Raw genomic sequence first — 15,551 nt, 5'->3', positions numbered from 1 at the left:
TTTCCCGCCCGTGACGGGCGCGCCCGAGCGGTGCCGATCGTTGTGGCGGTGTTACCAGAAGACATTTGACGAATCGCGCGGTGCCGCCTACTCTCAATCGAAGCGGTTCGAAATCGAAGCGGTTCGACGAACGAACCTCGGATCCCGCCCTCGATGGAGCGGCACCCACGTACACGAAGGAGTGACATGGAACGGCATGCTCAGCCGACGGCCCCCTCGGCGGATGCCGCGGACGAGGGCGCCCTCCGATGACCACTCAGGCGCAGTCGCAGGTCGTCTTCCAGGAGGCGGCCGTCCACAACCTGGATCAGAACGCGAAGAAGGGCCGCGGCCGCAGGCTCCGCCCCGCGGGCAGCCGCACGTCGTTCACGCTGTTCCTCTGCATCCTCCCCTTCCTGGTCCTCGCGTTCCTGTTCTCATATCTCCCGCTGTACGGCTGGATCTACTCCCTGTACGACTACAAACCGGCGCTCGGGCTCGAGGGAAGCGAGTTCGTGGGCCTGCAGTGGTTCCAGATGCTGGTGTCTTCTCCCACCCAGATGGCGCAGATCGGCCAGGTGCTGCTGAACACGCTGGCGATCAGCTTCCTCGGGATCGCGACATCCCTCCTGCCGCTCTTCTTCGCGATCCTCCTCAACGAGATCAAGGCCCCCTGGTTCCGCAACTCCGTGCAGACGCTCACGGCCCTCCCGAACTTCATCTCGTGGGTGCTCGTGTACATGATCGCGTTCTCCCTGTTCTCGAGTTCGGGCCTCGTCAACGACGTCCTGACCGACGCCGGGCTCATCACGGCACCGATCAAGTTCCTCGACACCGACCAGAACGTCTGGATCACCATGACGCTCTGGAGCATCTGGAAGGGGCTCGGCTGGGGCGCCATCATCTACCTCGCCGCGATCGCGGGCATCGACCAGTCGCTGTACGAGTCGGCCAGAATCGACGGCGCCGGCCGGTTCCAGCTGATGCGGTACATCACCGTGCCGCAGCTCATGCCGACCTACCTCGTGCTCCTGCTGCTGTCGATCGCGAACATCCTCAACAACGGCATGGAGCAGTACTACGTGTTCCAGAACGCCTTCAACAAGCAGTGGATCCAGGTTCTGGACCTGTACGTCTACAACATCGGCATGACCGGCAACAGCCTGTCGATGGCCACCGCGATCGGCATGCTCAAGAGCCTCATCTCGGTCGCGCTGCTGCTCACCGTCAACGCGGTCTCCAAGCGCGTCCGCGGCGAATCGATCGTCTGAGAGGCCACGACATGACCACGACCATGACGAAGACGCTCACCACGACGCGCAAGGGCGACACCTCGGCCCGCTATCGCGGGACGGTCGGCGATGCAGTGTTCCGCCTGGCGAACTACGCGCTGTTCTTCCTATTCGCACTCATCTGCGCGTACCCGTTCTACTACCTGATCATCAACTCCGTCAGCGCCAACGACGTCTCGGCCCTCGGCGATGTGCGCCTGTGGCCGGTCGGGTTCCACCTCTCCAACTACACCCAGGTGTTCCAGCTGCCGGGCCTGCCGATGGCGACCGTGGTCAGCATCGGCCGCACGGTGATCGGGACGGCGCTGACCGTGCTGGCCTCCGCGTTCCTCGGGTTCATGTTCACGCAGACCCGCATGTGGGGCCGCAAGTTCTGGTACCGCTTCCTCATCATCACGATGTACTTCAGCGCGGGCCTCATCCCGGTGTTCATCATCATGAAGACGCTGGGCCTCACCAACAACTTCTGGGTGTACGTGCTGCCGTTCGTCGTGCAGCCGTTCAACGTCATCCTCGCGAAGACCTACGTCGAGTCGATGCCGAAGGAGCTGCAGGAGGCGGCCGAGGTCGACGGCGCCAACATCCTGCAGGTCTTCTTCCGGGTCTACCTGCCCAACATGACGCCGATCCTCGCGACCATCGCCATCTTCAGCGCCGTGACGCAGTGGAACAGCTTCCAGGACACGCTGATCTACATCACCGACCAGAGCCTGTACACGCTCCAGTACCTGCTCTACATGTTCATCAACCAGGCCTCGAGCCTCGCCCAGGCCGCACAGAACGCCGGCGGCAACATCGGCCAGATCGCCGGCCTCGCCACCGAGCAGACGCCGACCTCGATCCGCATGACCGTCTCGGTGCTCGTCGTCCTGCCGATCATCTTCATCTATCCGCTGTTCCAGCGCTTCTTCGTGAAGGGCATCATGCTGGGCGCCGTCAAGGGTTGACGGCGGCCACGAACCACCAAGAAAGGAAAGCAATGACGCTTCGAAAGAAGGTGTCCCTGGCTCTCGTGGCGCTGCTCGCCGCGGGCTCGCTCGCCTCGTGCAGCGCGGGCGGCGACGACCAGGGCGCGATCGAGCAGTTCCCCGAGAAGTGGGACGAGGAGATCACGATCGACGTGTTCGACGGTCTCGCGAACTACATGGGCGTCCAGCAGGGCTGGTTCGCCAAGATCGTCGAAGACAAGTTCAACATGAAGCTGAACATCATCGCCCCGAACGTCGCGGGCGGCGGTGACACCCTCTACAACACGCGCGTCGCGGCCGGCGACCTCGGCGACCTCATCATCACCGACAAGGGCGAGAAGCTCGACGAGCTCATCGAAGGCGGCCTGGTCAAGGACTCCGCGAACTACTACGGCGCGATGGACAACCTCGCGAAGTTCGACGCGGCGGTCGAGCACCTCAACGACGGCAAGGACGGCGTGTACGGCTTCCCGTCGGCGGTCTCGTCGCTCAAGCCCACCGAGCCGTCGGAGGGTCTCAACCCCACCTTCGGCCCTTACCTCCGCTGGGATTACTACAAGGAGGCCGGCTACCCCGAGATCGGCACCCTCGAAGACCTCCTGCCCGTGCTCGCCGACATGCAGGCCGCCCACCCCACCGCCGACAACGGCCAGCCCACCTACGCCTTCTCGCTGTTCAAGGACTGGGACGGCAACATGATGGTCACCGCCAAGCAGCCCGCCTGCTTCTACGGGTACGACGAGATCGGGTTCGTGCTGGCCAAGGCCGACGGCTCGGACTATCAGAGCATCCTTGACCCCGATAGCGAGTACATCCGCAACCTGAGGCTCTACTTCGACGCCAACCAGCTCGGCCTCGTCGACCCGGAGTCGACGACGCAGAACTACGACACGCTCTTCTCGAAGTTCCAGAACGGCCAGGTCCTGTTCTCGTGGTGGCCGTGGCTGGGTCAGTCCGCCTACAACACCGAGCAGAACATGGCCGCCGGCAAGGGCTTCGAGATGGTGCCCCTGGCGGACCAGAACATCTTCTCCTACGGTGCCGAGGCGTACGGCGGCAAGCAGGTGTTCGCGATCGGCTCGAAGGCGGAGGACCCCGAGCGCATCGCCGCGTTCATCGACTGGCTCTACTCGCCGGAGGGCGCGTACGCAAACAGCAGCCAGACGGGTGCGTCCGCGGGCCCGAAGGGCCTCACGTGGGACGTCAACGACGCCGGTGAGCCCGAGCTCACCGAGTTCGGCAACGAGGTGTTCCTCCAGGGCGGCGCCACCGTCCCCGAGGAGTGGGGCGGCGGCGAGTACGCCGACGGCGTGTCGGCGCTGAACCTCAGCGCGGTGCTCCCGATCGACACCGACCCCGAGACGGGCCTGCCGTACAGCTACACGTTCTGGCCCACCTACCAGGCCTCGATCGCCAACCCGCTGACCGTCGACTGGTCGGCGAAGATGGGCGGCGCGACGTCCACCATGGAGTACCTGCAGACCAACGACCAGGTGCTGGTCGCCCCGGGTGCGAGCTACGCGGCGCCGGCCGACGACTCCGAGATCGAGACCCTGCGCAACCAGGTCAAGGAGATCATCAAGCAGTACTCGTGGCAGATGGTGTTCGCCGAGAACGAGGCGCAGTTCGAGTCGCTCCGCGACGAGCTCATCGAGACCGCGAACGGCCTCGGCTATGAGAAGGTGCTCGACGTCGACATGAGCAACGCGAAGTCCCAGAACGACGCACGCGTCGCCGTCGCGGAGGAGTTCGCCGGCTGACCACGCCGCACGGCACGAAGGGCTCGGGATGCAGCATCCCGAGCCCTTCGTCGTCGCTGTCCGCGCCTCCTCGTCCTCATTCGAGGCGATCTGCCGAGATGAGGACCCCGGCGTCGTCATCGGTCCGCAGCTCGGCTCTCGTCCTCAGCTGAGGATCATGGCGTCGGGATCCGGTCCGCCGCTCGGCTCTCGCCCTCAGCTGAGGATCATGGCGTCGGGATCCGGTCCGCCGCTCGGCTCTCGTCCTCAGTTGAGGATCACGGATGCTGCGGGGCCGGGGCATCCGTCACCGCCGGGGTCCGAGGGGTCAGGCCTCGTGGCGGGCGAAGACGCTGCGGAAGATGAAGGCCGTGGCGTAGGCGCCGACGGAGAAGCCGATCGTGGCGACGAGGATCGCGACGGGCGGGAACAGGATCGTCAGGGCGACCGCCGTCACGGGGATCACGAGGGCGCCCAGGGTGCGCACCGGCTCGGCGGCGGGCAACAGCAGCGCGTTCCTGAGGGTCTGGCGCACGCTGTTCTTGAAGCACGCGACCTGGGCCATCGCGAACAGGAAGGCGGCGAAGAGGTAGACCGCGCCGATCACGGCGAGGGTCCCGGCCACTCCCGCGAAGAGGGCCGGGTGCGAGAACCAGAACACGCTCGAGAAGCCGAGCAGCACCGCGGGAAGCAGCAGGCAGAGCATCAGCAGCGTCGCGCGGCCGAAGTTCGCGCGGAAGGCGGGGAGGAAGTCTGTGAGGGGGCGTCCGCTCTCGTCGTCGGAGTAGCGGATCGTCACCTCGTACAGCGCGCTCGTCGCGGCGCCGATCGTGACGATCGGCAGGCACACGACGATGTAGAGCAGGTTGAGCACGACGAACGTCAGGAACGTCGAGAAGCCGCCGATCGTGCGGCTGTCGGGGTCGATCCTCATGCGGTGGTCACCGCGCCGCGGGCGCCGCTCCGGTCAGCGCCGGCGGAAGCAGCCGCACAGCCGGCTTGGCGCCGCTCGCGAGGATCTCGCAGATCATGTCGGTGGCCGCCGCGCCGATCGCCTCCGCGGGCACAGCGATGCTGTCGGCCAGTCCCGGCACCGAGCGCGCCACATCGTCCGGGCACAGTGCCAAGATGGCAGGCTCGTCGCCCCGCTGACGGCCGCGCTGGGCGATCGTCGTCGCGACGTGGGGGAGTGCGCCCTCGTTGTGCACGAAGAAGCCCGTGATGCCCGGGTCCTCCATCATGACGGCGTCGACCGTGGCGATGGACTCGGCCGAGCTCGGGCAGGCGTGCACCGTGCCGTGAACACCGTTCGCCTCGCACGCCGCGAGAAAGCCGCGCGCCAGGCGATCGGCATAGGCGGTGTGGCGTGCCATGACCTCCGGAGGCGAGCCGATGAGGGCGAGCCGGCGATGGCCGAGTGCGACGAGCCGGTCGACCGCCAGCCAGCCGGCGGCCTCGAAGTCGAAGTCGACGCACGGCACGGCGCGACGGCCCTCCGGCAGGCCGATGAGCACGCTGGGGTGGTCGAGGCCCGACAGCGTCTCGATGCGGGGGTCATCCGACTCGACGTCCATGACCAGCAGTGCGTCGACCATCGACCCCTTCGCCGCGCGCAGCAGCGCCTTGGAGTCATCGCTCGCGATCAGCAGGATGTCGTAGCCGTGCTTGCGCGCCTGGGTGACGACGCCCGTGACGACCTGCATGACGACGTGCACGTCGACGCCGGTGCGCAGCGGCGCCTGCAGGCCGATGACGTTCGTCGAGCGGGACGCCAGCGAGCGCGCGCCGGCGTGCGGGCTGAAGCCCAGGCTGTCGATCGCCTTCTCGACGCGGTCCCGCGTCTCCTGCGAGATGGCCCGCTTGCCGCTCATGACGTACGACACCGTCGAGATCGACACGCCGGCCTTCTGCGCGACGTCCGCGATCGTCACCATGAGATCCCCCGCTCTCCTCGTTCGATCACCCGTGTGGTTCCGGGTGCGAGCTCGTATGTTCCGATCGAACCGTCCGGCCCGTGCACACTCATTGTGACCGCTCCGGCCCCCGCGCGAAGACGCGCCCGCACGAGTTCTCCGCCGGACCACTCGACGTCGACCGCGACGTCGCCACGGGAACGGATGCCGCGCACCCGGCCGTCCGGCCACTCCGGCGGCAGCGCAGGCAGCAGTCGCAGGGTGATGCGGGCCGGCCCGGTGTCTGACGCCGCAGTCTCGTCGAACGACTGCACGAGGGCCTCGGCGATGGCCGCCGTCACGCCGAGGTTGCCGTCGATCTGGTACGGAGGGTGCGCGCTGAAGAGGTTCGGGTAGACGCCTCCGCGGTGTTCGTCCGAGCTCTCCTCCGCCGGACGCAGCGCGAGCCGCAGCTGCGCGTGCACGGCCGCACCGTCGCCCAGGCGAGCCTGCATGGCGGAGCGCCACGCGAGCGCCCAGCCGGTCGACTCAGGGCCGCGCAGACGGATGGACTCGGATGCTGCGCGCGCGAGGCCGGGCGTCGCCTCCGGGGTGATCTGCGCCAGTGGGAACAGGCCGACGAGGTGTGAGAGGTGGCGGTGCTCGGGCTCGGCCTCGACGCGCTCGCGGTCCCACTCGAGCAGGTCGCCGCGGGCCGAGACCCGGGGATCGGGGAGGGCGTCGGTGAGGTGGGTGAGGTCCGAGATCCATGGCTCGTCGAGGTCGAGCACATCTGCAGCCGAGCGGCAGACGGCGGCGAGCTCGCGCAGCAGGGCGATGTCCATGGTCGCCGACACGGCGACGCCGCGCTCGCGCCCCTCGTCGTCGAGGTAGCGGTTCTCGGGCGATGTGGACGGGCTCGTCCAGGCGCGCTCGCCGTCGGTCTGGATCCACGACCGCGCGAACTCGGCGGCCGACGCCAGCACCGGCCATGCCTCCTCGCGGAGATACGTGCGGTCGCGGCCGAACGCGTAGTGCTCCCACAGATGCAGCGCGAGCCACACGCCCCCGAGCGACCAGTTCGCCCATGCCGGGTCGCCGTGACCGGCGCCCACGGGCGCGGCGAACGCCCACGCGTCCGAGTTGTGGTGCGCGACCCAGCCGTTCGCACCGTAGAGCTCCCGGGCGACCAGCGGGCCCGTCGTCTCGGAGAGCCGCCGGGTGAACCGCAGCAGCGGCTCGTGACACTCGGCGAGACCGGTGGTCTCGGCAGGCCAGTAGGCCATCTGCGTGTTGATGTTCAGGGTGTAGGCGCTCGACCAGGGTCCGGGAAGCTCCGCGTTCCACAGCCCCTGGAGGGTGACCGGCAGCCCGCCCGGCTGCGACGACGCGATCAGCAGGTAGCGGCCGTAGTGGAACATGAGGGCGGCGAGAGCGGGGTCGTCACGCTCCTGCGCGCGGACGACGCGGGTCACGGTGTCGACCGCCTCGACGTCGTCCGCCACCGGAAGCTCCAGCGCGCAGCGCGCGTAGAGCTCGCCGTGGGCCGCTTCGTGGGCGGCGCGCAGATCGGTCGCAGTCGCGTGCACATCGACGGATCCACGGATGCCGCGCAGCAGCGCGGCCGCGTGCCCTTCCGCGTCGCGGGCGTCGACCTCGTCGCCGGGCAGCGAGGGCGCGGTGGCGGTGGCGATCGCGAACAGATGCGTGGTCGCGGGTGCGCCGACGAGCACGTCGTCCACGACCTCGGACACGCCGCGGGCCTGCACCACGATCGCGCCGTGGCGGCCATGCTCCTCGTCGTAGCGGATGGGCTCGGCGGGGCTCTCGTGGCCTGGCGCGACGTCGACGGGAAGCCACCACTCGGTGGCGAGGTCGCCGCCCGCCGACCGCGGCGCCGAGCGCGGGTGCAGCAGCGACCCGACCTCGAGCCGCACCCGCACCGGCTCGTTCGCGGTGACCTCGTGCATGAGGGCGCCGGTCACGAGATCGGCCCAGGTGCGGTGGCGCACATCCACGCCGTCGATCGCGTACTCGTGCGTCGCGACGCCGGTGGAGAGATCCAGACGCCGCCGGTAGGGAGCCGGGGTCGCCGCCGGCGCGGCAGCATCCGTCTCCACCGTCAGGTCGACCCAGCCCAACGGGAGGTAGGCCTGCACCCAGGACGCTTGCATGCGCTGCAGAAGCTCCTCGGCGGCGTCGAGATCGTCGGCGTCGATGGCGGCTCGCACCGCGGCCAGCACTGCGGGCCCGCGGTCGGTGACGCCCTCGAGCGGGTCCGCGCCGGCATGGCCCGACCAGGCCGTGATGTCGTTGAGCCACAGCCGCTCGCCGCCGGCGAGGCCCGCGCACATCGCGCCCCGCACCCCGTTGCCGACCGGGTACGCCTCGAGCCAGCGCGACGCGGGCGACGAGGCGCGCAGGACGTGGAGAGCCTCGGCAGGGGGCTGGGGAGTCGCATCATCGCGGCGCGTGGACAACGTCACAGTCGTAGTATACCGTCTCAGTGTTGAAGCGCTTCGAAAGCCCGATGTGCTTCTTGCCAACAATCACGTGACCGTCCGATCGAAACTCAGCGAAGAGGTTCCCCGCTCCATGGCCACCATCCACGACCCGCGCCGCGTCGAGGCGTTCGCCGAGATCACGCGCGACCTCGGCATCTGCTTCGGCGGTGATTACAACCCCGAGCAGTGGCCGCGCCCGGTGTGGAAGGAGGACGCCGAACTCATGGTGCGCGCGGGTGTCAACCTCGTGACGGTCGGGGTGTTCAGCTGGGCGCGCATCGAGCCGTCGCCGGGAGAGTACGACTTCGCGTGGCTGGACGAGGTGCTCGACCTCCTGCATGCGCACGGGATCGCGGTGGATCTGGCCACGCCGACCGCGTCGCCGCCGCCGTGGCTCGGCATCCTTCACCCCGACACCCTTCCGGTGAACGCCGACGGCGTCCGCCTCGCGGCCGGGTCGCGCAACCAGTTCACGGCGGCGTCCCGTGTCTACCGCGAGCACGCGCTGGCGATCGCGACTGCCCTCGCCGAGCGCTACGCGGCGCACCCCGCGGTGCGGATGTGGCACGTCGGCAACGAATTCGGCCAGATCGACTTCGGCGACGAGGCGGCGCGCGAGTTCCGGCTCTGGCTGCGCGAGCGCTACGACACGATCGACGCGCTCAACGAAGCCTGGGGAACGCTCGTGTGGTCGCAGCGCTACCGCGACTTCGACGAGATCCTGCCGCCGCGCCGCATGCCGTACCTCGTGAATCCCGCGCAGTCGCTCGACTTCCGCCGGTACACGTCGTGGGCGCTGCAGCGCGTGTTCACCGAGCAGCGCGATGCGATCCGGGCGACCGGTGCCACCCAGCCGATCACCACCAACTTCATGGGCTTCGAGCCGCTCACCGACCTGTGGGAGTGGGCCGGCGACGTCGACGTCGTCGCGGACGACCAGTACCCCGATCACGCCGCGGCGACGTCATCGTCCGACATCGCGCTCGTGCAGGACCTCATGCGCTCGCTCGGGCACGGCCGGCCCTGGGTGCTCATGGAGCAGGCGGTGAGCGCGACCTCGTGGCGCGCCCACAACCTGCCCAAGAACCGAGACCGCGCCCGCCTCGACTCGCTGCAGGCCATCGCGCGCGGTGCCGATGCCATCTGCTTCTTCCAGTGGCGGCAGGCGCGCACCGGCGCCGAGCGCTTCCACTCCGCGCTGCTGCCGCACGCCGGCGCCGACTCCGAGGTGTTCGCCACCACCTGTGACCTCGGCGCCGACATGCGCCGACTTCGGCCCGTGGTCGGGGCGGCGGTCGAGGCATCCGTCGCCCTGCTCTTCGACTGGCCCTCGCGATGGGCCGCCGACGAGCCGGGCCGCCCTACGCACCGGCTCGACACGCTCGAGCAGGTGCAGCGTTGGCACCGGGCGCTCTGGCGCCGTGGCATCGCGGTCGACCTCGTGCGTCCGGGAGCCGACCTCTCGGCGTATCGCACGGTGCTCGTGCCGCACACCTACATCATCGAGACGGATGCCGCCGCCACCCTCCGCGCGGCGGTCGAGCGCGGTGCGAGCCTCGTGGTGGGGCCGTTCTCCGGCGTCGCCGACGTGCACGCCGGCATCCTGACCGGGCGCTCGCCGGTGCTGCTGCGCGACCTGCTCGGCATCAGCGGCGAGGAGTGGGTCGGCCTCCCGGACGAGCCCACGCCGGTCGCGGTGGAGCGGGCCTGGGCGACGGCGCCGGCTCGCGTCGAGGCATCGATCCTCGGGGAGCGCCTGCGTGCCGACGGCGCCGACGTGCTCGCGCGGTTCGGCGCCGGCCACCTGCAGGGCGCTCCGGCGATCACGCGCCACCGCGTCGGCGACGGCACGGCGTGGTACCTCGGCGCCGTCATGTCGGACGAGGCGCTCGCCGCCGTCCTCGACGACGCGCTCGACGCCGCCGGTGTCGCGGGCGTCCTGCCCGACCGCGTGCTGCCCGACGACGTCGAGGCCGTGCAGCGCGGCGAGGCCCTCTTCCTCCTCAACCACGGCGAGGCGATGCGGCACATCACCGTGCCCGGACCCCGCCGGGACCTCTTGTCCGACGCGGATGTCGACGGGCTGCTGACGCTCGCTCCCGGCGCCGCCATGGTGCTCATCGAAAGGCACGCAGAGTGAAGTTCACCGACGGCTACTGGCTCACCAGGCCCGGCCTCGCCCCGCTGTACGCGGTCGAGGTCGACGACATCCGCGTCGACGAGGCGGCAGGCACGATGACCGTGTACGCGCCGACCGCCGCGATCCGCGACAGGGGCGACACCCTCAACCGCGCGATGCTCACCGTCACGTTCTCGGCGCCCGCGCCGGGCGTCGTCAAGGTGCGGGTCGAGCATCACGCGGGCGCCGTTCACCGCGGCCCGGACTTCGAGATCTTCGGCGCGGAGGGCTTCCGCCCGGGCATCACGGTCGACGAGAGCGAGGGCGTCCTCGATGCCGGTCCCGTCAAGGTGCGGGTCGCGCGCGCGGCAGGCCAGTGGCGCGCCGACTTCATCGATGCCGACGGGCGCGTGCTCACGAGCTCCCTCCCTCGGTCCATCGGCCACGTCACCGACACGACCGGCAAGAACGGCACCGCCCCCACAGCGGGCACCGCGGGCACCGCGGGCACGGCTGCCGGAGGCACCAAGCCCACGTGGGTGCACCAGCAGCTGAGCATCGAGCCCGGCGAGCGGGTCTACGGGCTCGGTGAGCGCTTCGGCGCGTTCGTCAAGAACGGCCAGGTCGTCGACACATGGAACGCCGACGGCGGGACGTCGAGCGAGCAGGCGTATAAGAATGTGCCGTTCTATCTCACCTCACGCGGCTACGGTGTGTTCGTCGACCATCCCGAGAACGTCTCGTTCGAGGTCGGCAGCGAGGTGAACTCCCGCGTGCAGTTCTCGGTCGGCGGCGAGTCCCTGGACTACTACGTCATCGCCGGTCCCGAGCCGAAGGACGTGCTGCGCCGCTACACGGCGCTCACCGGGCGGCCCGCGCGCGTGCCCGCGTGGTCGTTCGGCCTGTGGCTCACGACATCCTTCACGGCCAGCTACGACGAGGACACCGTCAGCGCGTTCGTCGACGGCATGGCCGAGCGCGACATCCCGCTGTCGGTCTTCCACTACGACTGCTTCTGGATGCGCGAGTACCAGTGGAGCGATTTCGAGTGGGACTCGCGCGCATTCCACGACCCCGTCGGGCAGATCGCCCGCATGCACGAGCGCGACGTGCACGTGTCGCTGTGGATCAACCCGTACATCGCGCAGCGCTCGGCGCTGTTCCGCGAGGCGGCCGACAACGGCTACCTCCTCAAGCGCACCGACGGCAGTGTGTGGCAGTGGGACATGTGGCAGGCAGGCATGGGTCTCGTCGACTTCACGAACCCGGATGCCGCGGACTGGTACGTCGACAAGCTCCAGGGTCTGCTCGACCAGGGCGTCGACGCGTTCAAGACGGACTTCGGCGAGCGGATCCCAGTCGAAGGTGTCGCGTGGCACGACGGTTCCGACCCGCACCGCATGCACAACTACTACGCAAAGCTCTACAACGAGGTCGTGTTCCGCGCGCTCGAGCGGCACCACGGCGTCGGCGACGCCGTCGTGTTCGCCCGTTCCGCGACGGCCGGCTCGCAGCAGTTCCCGGTGCACTGGGGCGGCGACAACGACTCGACGTTCCTGTCGATGGCGGAGTCGCTGCGCGGCGGCCTGTCGCTCGCGATGTCGGGATTCGGGTACTGGAGCCACGACATCGGCGGCTTCGAGGGCACCCCCGACCCCGGCCTCTTCAAGCGCTGGCTCGCCTTCGGCCTGCTCTCATCGCACTCGCGGCTGCACGGCTCGTCGTCGGTGCGGGTGCCGTGGGCTTTCGACGACGAGGCGGTCGACATCGCCCGCGCGTTCACGAAGCTCAAGATGCGGCTCATGCCCTACCTCGCGGGCGCGGCCGAGCAGGCCCATCGCTGCGGGACGCCGATGATGCGCCCGATGGCCCTCGAATTCCCCGGCGACCGCTCGGGCTTCGACGCCGACACCCAGTACATGCTGGGCGACGCCCTGCTGGTCGCGCCGATCTTCACGGCGGACGGCAGCGTGGAGTACTACGTGCCCGAGGGTCAGTGGACCTCGCTCCTCGACGGAACCGTCGTCGACGGGCGCCGCTGGATCTCGGAGACCCACGGGTACGACTCGGTGCCCCTGCGGGTGCGCCCGGGAACGGTGCTCCCGTTCGGCAGCGACGACAGCCGCCCCGACTACGACTGGTCCGACGGCGTGACGCTGCGCTGCTTCGAGCTGCCCGACGGCTACGACCGCGAGACGAGGGTGCCGGGCCATGACGCCAGGGGGTCCATCGACGGTGTCGGCGCCACCACGTTCCGCGTGCGCCGCGAGGGCTCGGCGATCATCGCGTCGTCGCATGACGCGCACGCCCCGTGGGCACTGCAGGTGGGGGACCGGATAGCCCGCGCCGCAGCATCCGGAGAGATCCGCATCACAGTGCCGGTTCAAGAGACAGAGGAAGAGGGCGCACGATGACCGACACGGCGACGGATGCTGCGACCACGACGGTCGCCGACGGCCAGACGACCGACCGGCCGCTGTTCCGGCGGGTCGACCAGCCCCTGCGAGCGCGCGCCCGCGACCTGCTCGGCCGGCTGACGCCCGGCGAGCGCATCGCGATGCTGCACCAGGCGGCGCCGGCGATCGAGCGCCTCGGGGTGTCGGCGTGGCACACGGGATGCGAGGCGCTGCACGGCGTCGCATGGCTCGGCCGTGCGACGGTATTCCCGCAGCCCGTGGGACTCGCCGCCACCTGGGACACCGAACTCGTCGAGAGGGTGGGCGAGGTCGCCGCGATCGAGGTGCGCGCCAAGCGCGCCGGAGACCCGCTGGTGAGCCTCAACGTGTGGGCGCCGGTCGTCAACACGCTGCGCCACCCCGCCTGGGGACGCAACGAGGAGGGCTACTCCGAGGATCCCCACATCACCGCGGTGTTCGGCACGGCGTACTCGCGCGGCCTGCGTGGCGACCACCCGCGCGTGTGGCGCACGGTGCCCGCGCTCAAGCACTTCCTCGCGTACAACAACGAGACCGACCGGTCCACGACGTCGTCCGAGATGTCGCTGCGCACCCTCCACGAGGAGGAGCTCCCGGCCTTCCGCGGCGCGATCGAAGAGGGCGTCGCGGGCGGCATGATGCTCGCATACAACCGCGTGAACGGCGTCCCGGCCCACACGCAGCCCGAGCTCGTCGCGGAGGCTCGAAGCTGGTCGGACGAGTCGATCGCGGTGGTGTCGGATGCCGGCGCCCCGACCTTCCTCGTCACCACGCAGCGTGCCCAGCCCGACCACGTGCACGCCGCGGCCGCGCTCGTGGCCTCGGGTCTCGACTCGTTCACCGACAACGAGGCCGACGCCGCGCCCACCATCCGGTACGTGGAAGAAGCGCTCGCCGCAGGGCTGCTCACCGCGGACGACGTCGATCAGGCCGTGCTGCGGCTGCTCGAGCTGCGCATCCGGACCGGGGAGTTCGACGGCGACGCCGACCCCTACGCGGGGATCGGGGTCGATGCGATCGATGCGCCCGGGGCCCGTGAACTCGCCCGGGAGGCGGTGGCGCGCTCGGTCGTCGTGCTGCGGAACGACGCCGGCGTGCTGCCCCTCTCGGACGCGACGCGCGTGGCGGTCGTCGGCCCGCTCGCCGACCTCGTGCTCACCGACTGGTACGCGGGCACCCCGCCGTACGCGGTCGGCATCGGCCGAGCGGCGGCGGAGCGTTTCAGCGAGGCCGAGGTCGTGACCGGGGCGGACACGATCGCGCTCCGGGCTGCGTCGAACGGCCGCTACGTGGTGGCGAACGCCGACGGCTCCGTGGTCGAAGCGGCCGGCGACGCCGCCGTCGACGGTGCCCTGTTCGATGTGACGGACTGGGGCGACGGCATCCTGACCCTTCGCTCCCACGCGAGCGGACTGCTCCTGACCGGCGGCACGTGGCCGATGCGCGCCGACGCCGCGCGCGTCGGCGGGTGGGTCGTGCAGGAGAGCTACCGGGCGCACGTCCACGCGGACGGCACCTGGTCGCTCCTGCACCTGGGCTCGGGCCGGTGGCTGCGCGTGTTCCGCGACTCGGGGCTGCTCGCCGCCGAAGCGGTGACCCTCGACGAGGCCGAACGCTTCGGTGTGCGCGTGGTGCGGTCGGGCGCCGAGGCGGTGGCCGAGGCGGCCGCGCGTGCGGACGCCGTCATCGTCGCCGTCGGCAACGACCCGCACCTCAACGGCCGCGAGACGCAGGACCGTCCGCACCTGGAGCTGCCCGCCGTGTGGGCCGAGCTGTGGCGCGCCGCACGCGAGGCGAACCCGCGCGCCGTGCTCACGATCGTGTCGAGCTACCCGTACGTGCTCGAGGGCGTCGACGCCGAGACCGTCGTCTGGTCGAGCCACGGCGGCCAGGAACTCGGCCACGGCGTGATCGATGTGCTCTCGGGCGACCGCGAGCCGTCGGGCCGCCTCTCGCAGAGCTGGCCGGCGACCGAGGCGCAGGCGGGCGATCTGTTCGATTACGACACCCTCCGCCAAGGCGCGACCTACCGCCATCAGCCCGCCGAGCCGATGTTCGCGTTCGGCCACGGACTGACGTACACGTCGGTCGCCTACGAGTCGGTGACGCTGACGGATGCTACGATCCCCGCGCCCGAGCCGACGCACCGGCACGCCGGCTTCGCCCCGCGGGCCGGCGAATCCGTGGTGGACGCGGTGGTGCGGGTGCGCAACACCGGCGACCGCGATGCCGAGGAGCTGGTGCAGCTGTATGCGCTGCCGTGGCCGGATCTTGCGCTCCCCGCACCGCGCCGGCTGCTCGTCGCCTACCGTCGCGTGCGACTCGCCCCGGGCGAGACCCGCGACGTCGAGCTCTCGTTCTCGCCCGCGCGCCTCGCGGTGTGGGACGACGCCGTGCGCCTGCCAGGGGCGGTCGACGACTGGGTCCACGCCGGCGCGCTGCGGGTGCAGCCGGGCACGTACGCGCTCGCGGCGGGTCCGTCGGCGTGGGAGCTGCCCGTGCGGGTGGAGCTCGAGGTCACCGCGGGCTGACGACTCCGCTCCCGCCGGCCCTCATCCCTCACTCTCCTCTTCGACAGGTCGACCGGGCTTCCACAGGACGATCGGGCGTCCGTGCGTCCTGG

9 protein-coding genes are annotated in these 15,551 nt (G+C 70.1%); 6 read left to right on the top strand and 3 right to left on the bottom strand.

Going from position 1 to position 15,551, the window contains the following annotated elements; all coding sequences use genetic code 11:
• Positions 1–248 precede the first annotated feature (248 nt).
• Genes JNB61_RS04655 through JNB61_RS04645 form a run of 3 tightly spaced genes read left to right on the top strand, consistent with a single transcriptional unit; the run spans position 249 to position 3,999 of the window.
• Positions 249–1,250, top strand: a complete 1,002-nt coding sequence (locus JNB61_RS04655; RefSeq protein WP_220288597.1) for an ABC transporter permease — start codon at positions 249–251, stop codon at positions 1,248–1,250.
• 11 nt (positions 1,251–1,261) lie between these two features.
• A complete protein-coding gene (locus JNB61_RS04650; RefSeq protein ID WP_220288598.1) occupies positions 1,262–2,218 on the top strand; it encodes a carbohydrate ABC transporter permease in 957 nt (318 codons plus the stop codon).
• 32 nt (positions 2,219–2,250) lie between these two features.
• The gene (locus JNB61_RS04645; RefSeq protein ID WP_220288599.1) at positions 2,251–3,999 is read left to right on the top strand and encodes an ABC transporter substrate-binding protein; all 1,749 of its coding nucleotides are present in this window, start codon (positions 2,251–2,253) and stop codon (positions 3,997–3,999) included.
• Positions 4,000–4,306: 307 nt separating this feature from the next.
• Here the strand turns inward: JNB61_RS04645 and JNB61_RS04640 are convergent, their stop codons facing one another.
• Genes JNB61_RS04640 through JNB61_RS04630 form a run of 3 tightly spaced genes read right to left on the bottom strand, consistent with a single transcriptional unit; the run spans position 4,307 to position 8,356 of the window.
• Positions 4,307–4,912, bottom strand: coding sequence for a YesL family protein (locus JNB61_RS04640; protein ID WP_220288600.1), 606 nt, complete (start codon positions 4,910–4,912; stop codon positions 4,307–4,309).
• Between the two features lie 7 nt (positions 4,913–4,919).
• Positions 4,920–5,912, bottom strand: coding sequence for a LacI family DNA-binding transcriptional regulator (locus JNB61_RS04635; RefSeq protein WP_220288601.1), 993 nt, complete (start codon positions 5,910–5,912; stop codon positions 4,920–4,922).
• Positions 5,906–8,356, bottom strand: coding sequence for a glycosyl hydrolase family 95 catalytic domain-containing protein (locus JNB61_RS04630; RefSeq protein ID WP_220338874.1), 2,451 nt, complete (start codon positions 8,354–8,356; stop codon positions 5,906–5,908). The genes JNB61_RS04635 and JNB61_RS04630 overlap by 7 nt, the downstream gene beginning before the upstream one ends.
• A gap of 109 nt (positions 8,357–8,465) precedes the next feature.
• Here JNB61_RS04630 and JNB61_RS04625 point away from each other — a divergent pair, with 109 nt between their 5' ends.
• Genes JNB61_RS04625 through JNB61_RS04615 form a run of 3 tightly spaced genes read left to right on the top strand, consistent with a single transcriptional unit; the run spans position 8,466 to position 15,459 of the window.
• Positions 8,466–10,514 carry a beta-galactosidase gene (locus JNB61_RS04625; RefSeq protein WP_220288603.1) on the top strand — a complete coding sequence of 683 codons (2,049 nt, stop codon included), beginning with the start codon at positions 8,466–8,468 and terminating at the stop codon, positions 10,512–10,514.
• On the top strand, positions 10,511–12,907 hold the full coding sequence (yicI, locus tag JNB61_RS04620) for an alpha-xylosidase (protein ID WP_220288604.1): 2,397 nt from the start codon (positions 10,511–10,513) through the stop codon (positions 12,905–12,907). The genes JNB61_RS04625 and yicI overlap by 4 nt, the downstream gene beginning before the upstream one ends.
• Positions 12,904–15,459: a glycoside hydrolase family 3 C-terminal domain-containing protein gene (locus tag JNB61_RS04615; RefSeq protein ID WP_220338873.1), complete on the top strand. Its 2,556-nt coding sequence runs from the start codon at positions 12,904–12,906 to the stop codon at positions 15,457–15,459. Before yicI ends, JNB61_RS04615 begins: the two co-directional genes overlap by 4 nt.
• Positions 15,460–15,551: the final 92 nt, after the last annotated feature.

Source organism: Microbacterium ureisolvens (genome assembly GCF_019511645.1).
Classification (GTDB): Bacteria; Actinomycetota; Actinomycetes; order Actinomycetales; family Microbacteriaceae; genus Microbacterium; species Microbacterium ureisolvens_A.
Note: the sequence above shows the minus strand (reverse complement) of the source record. Positions and strands in the feature narration are given on the sequence as shown.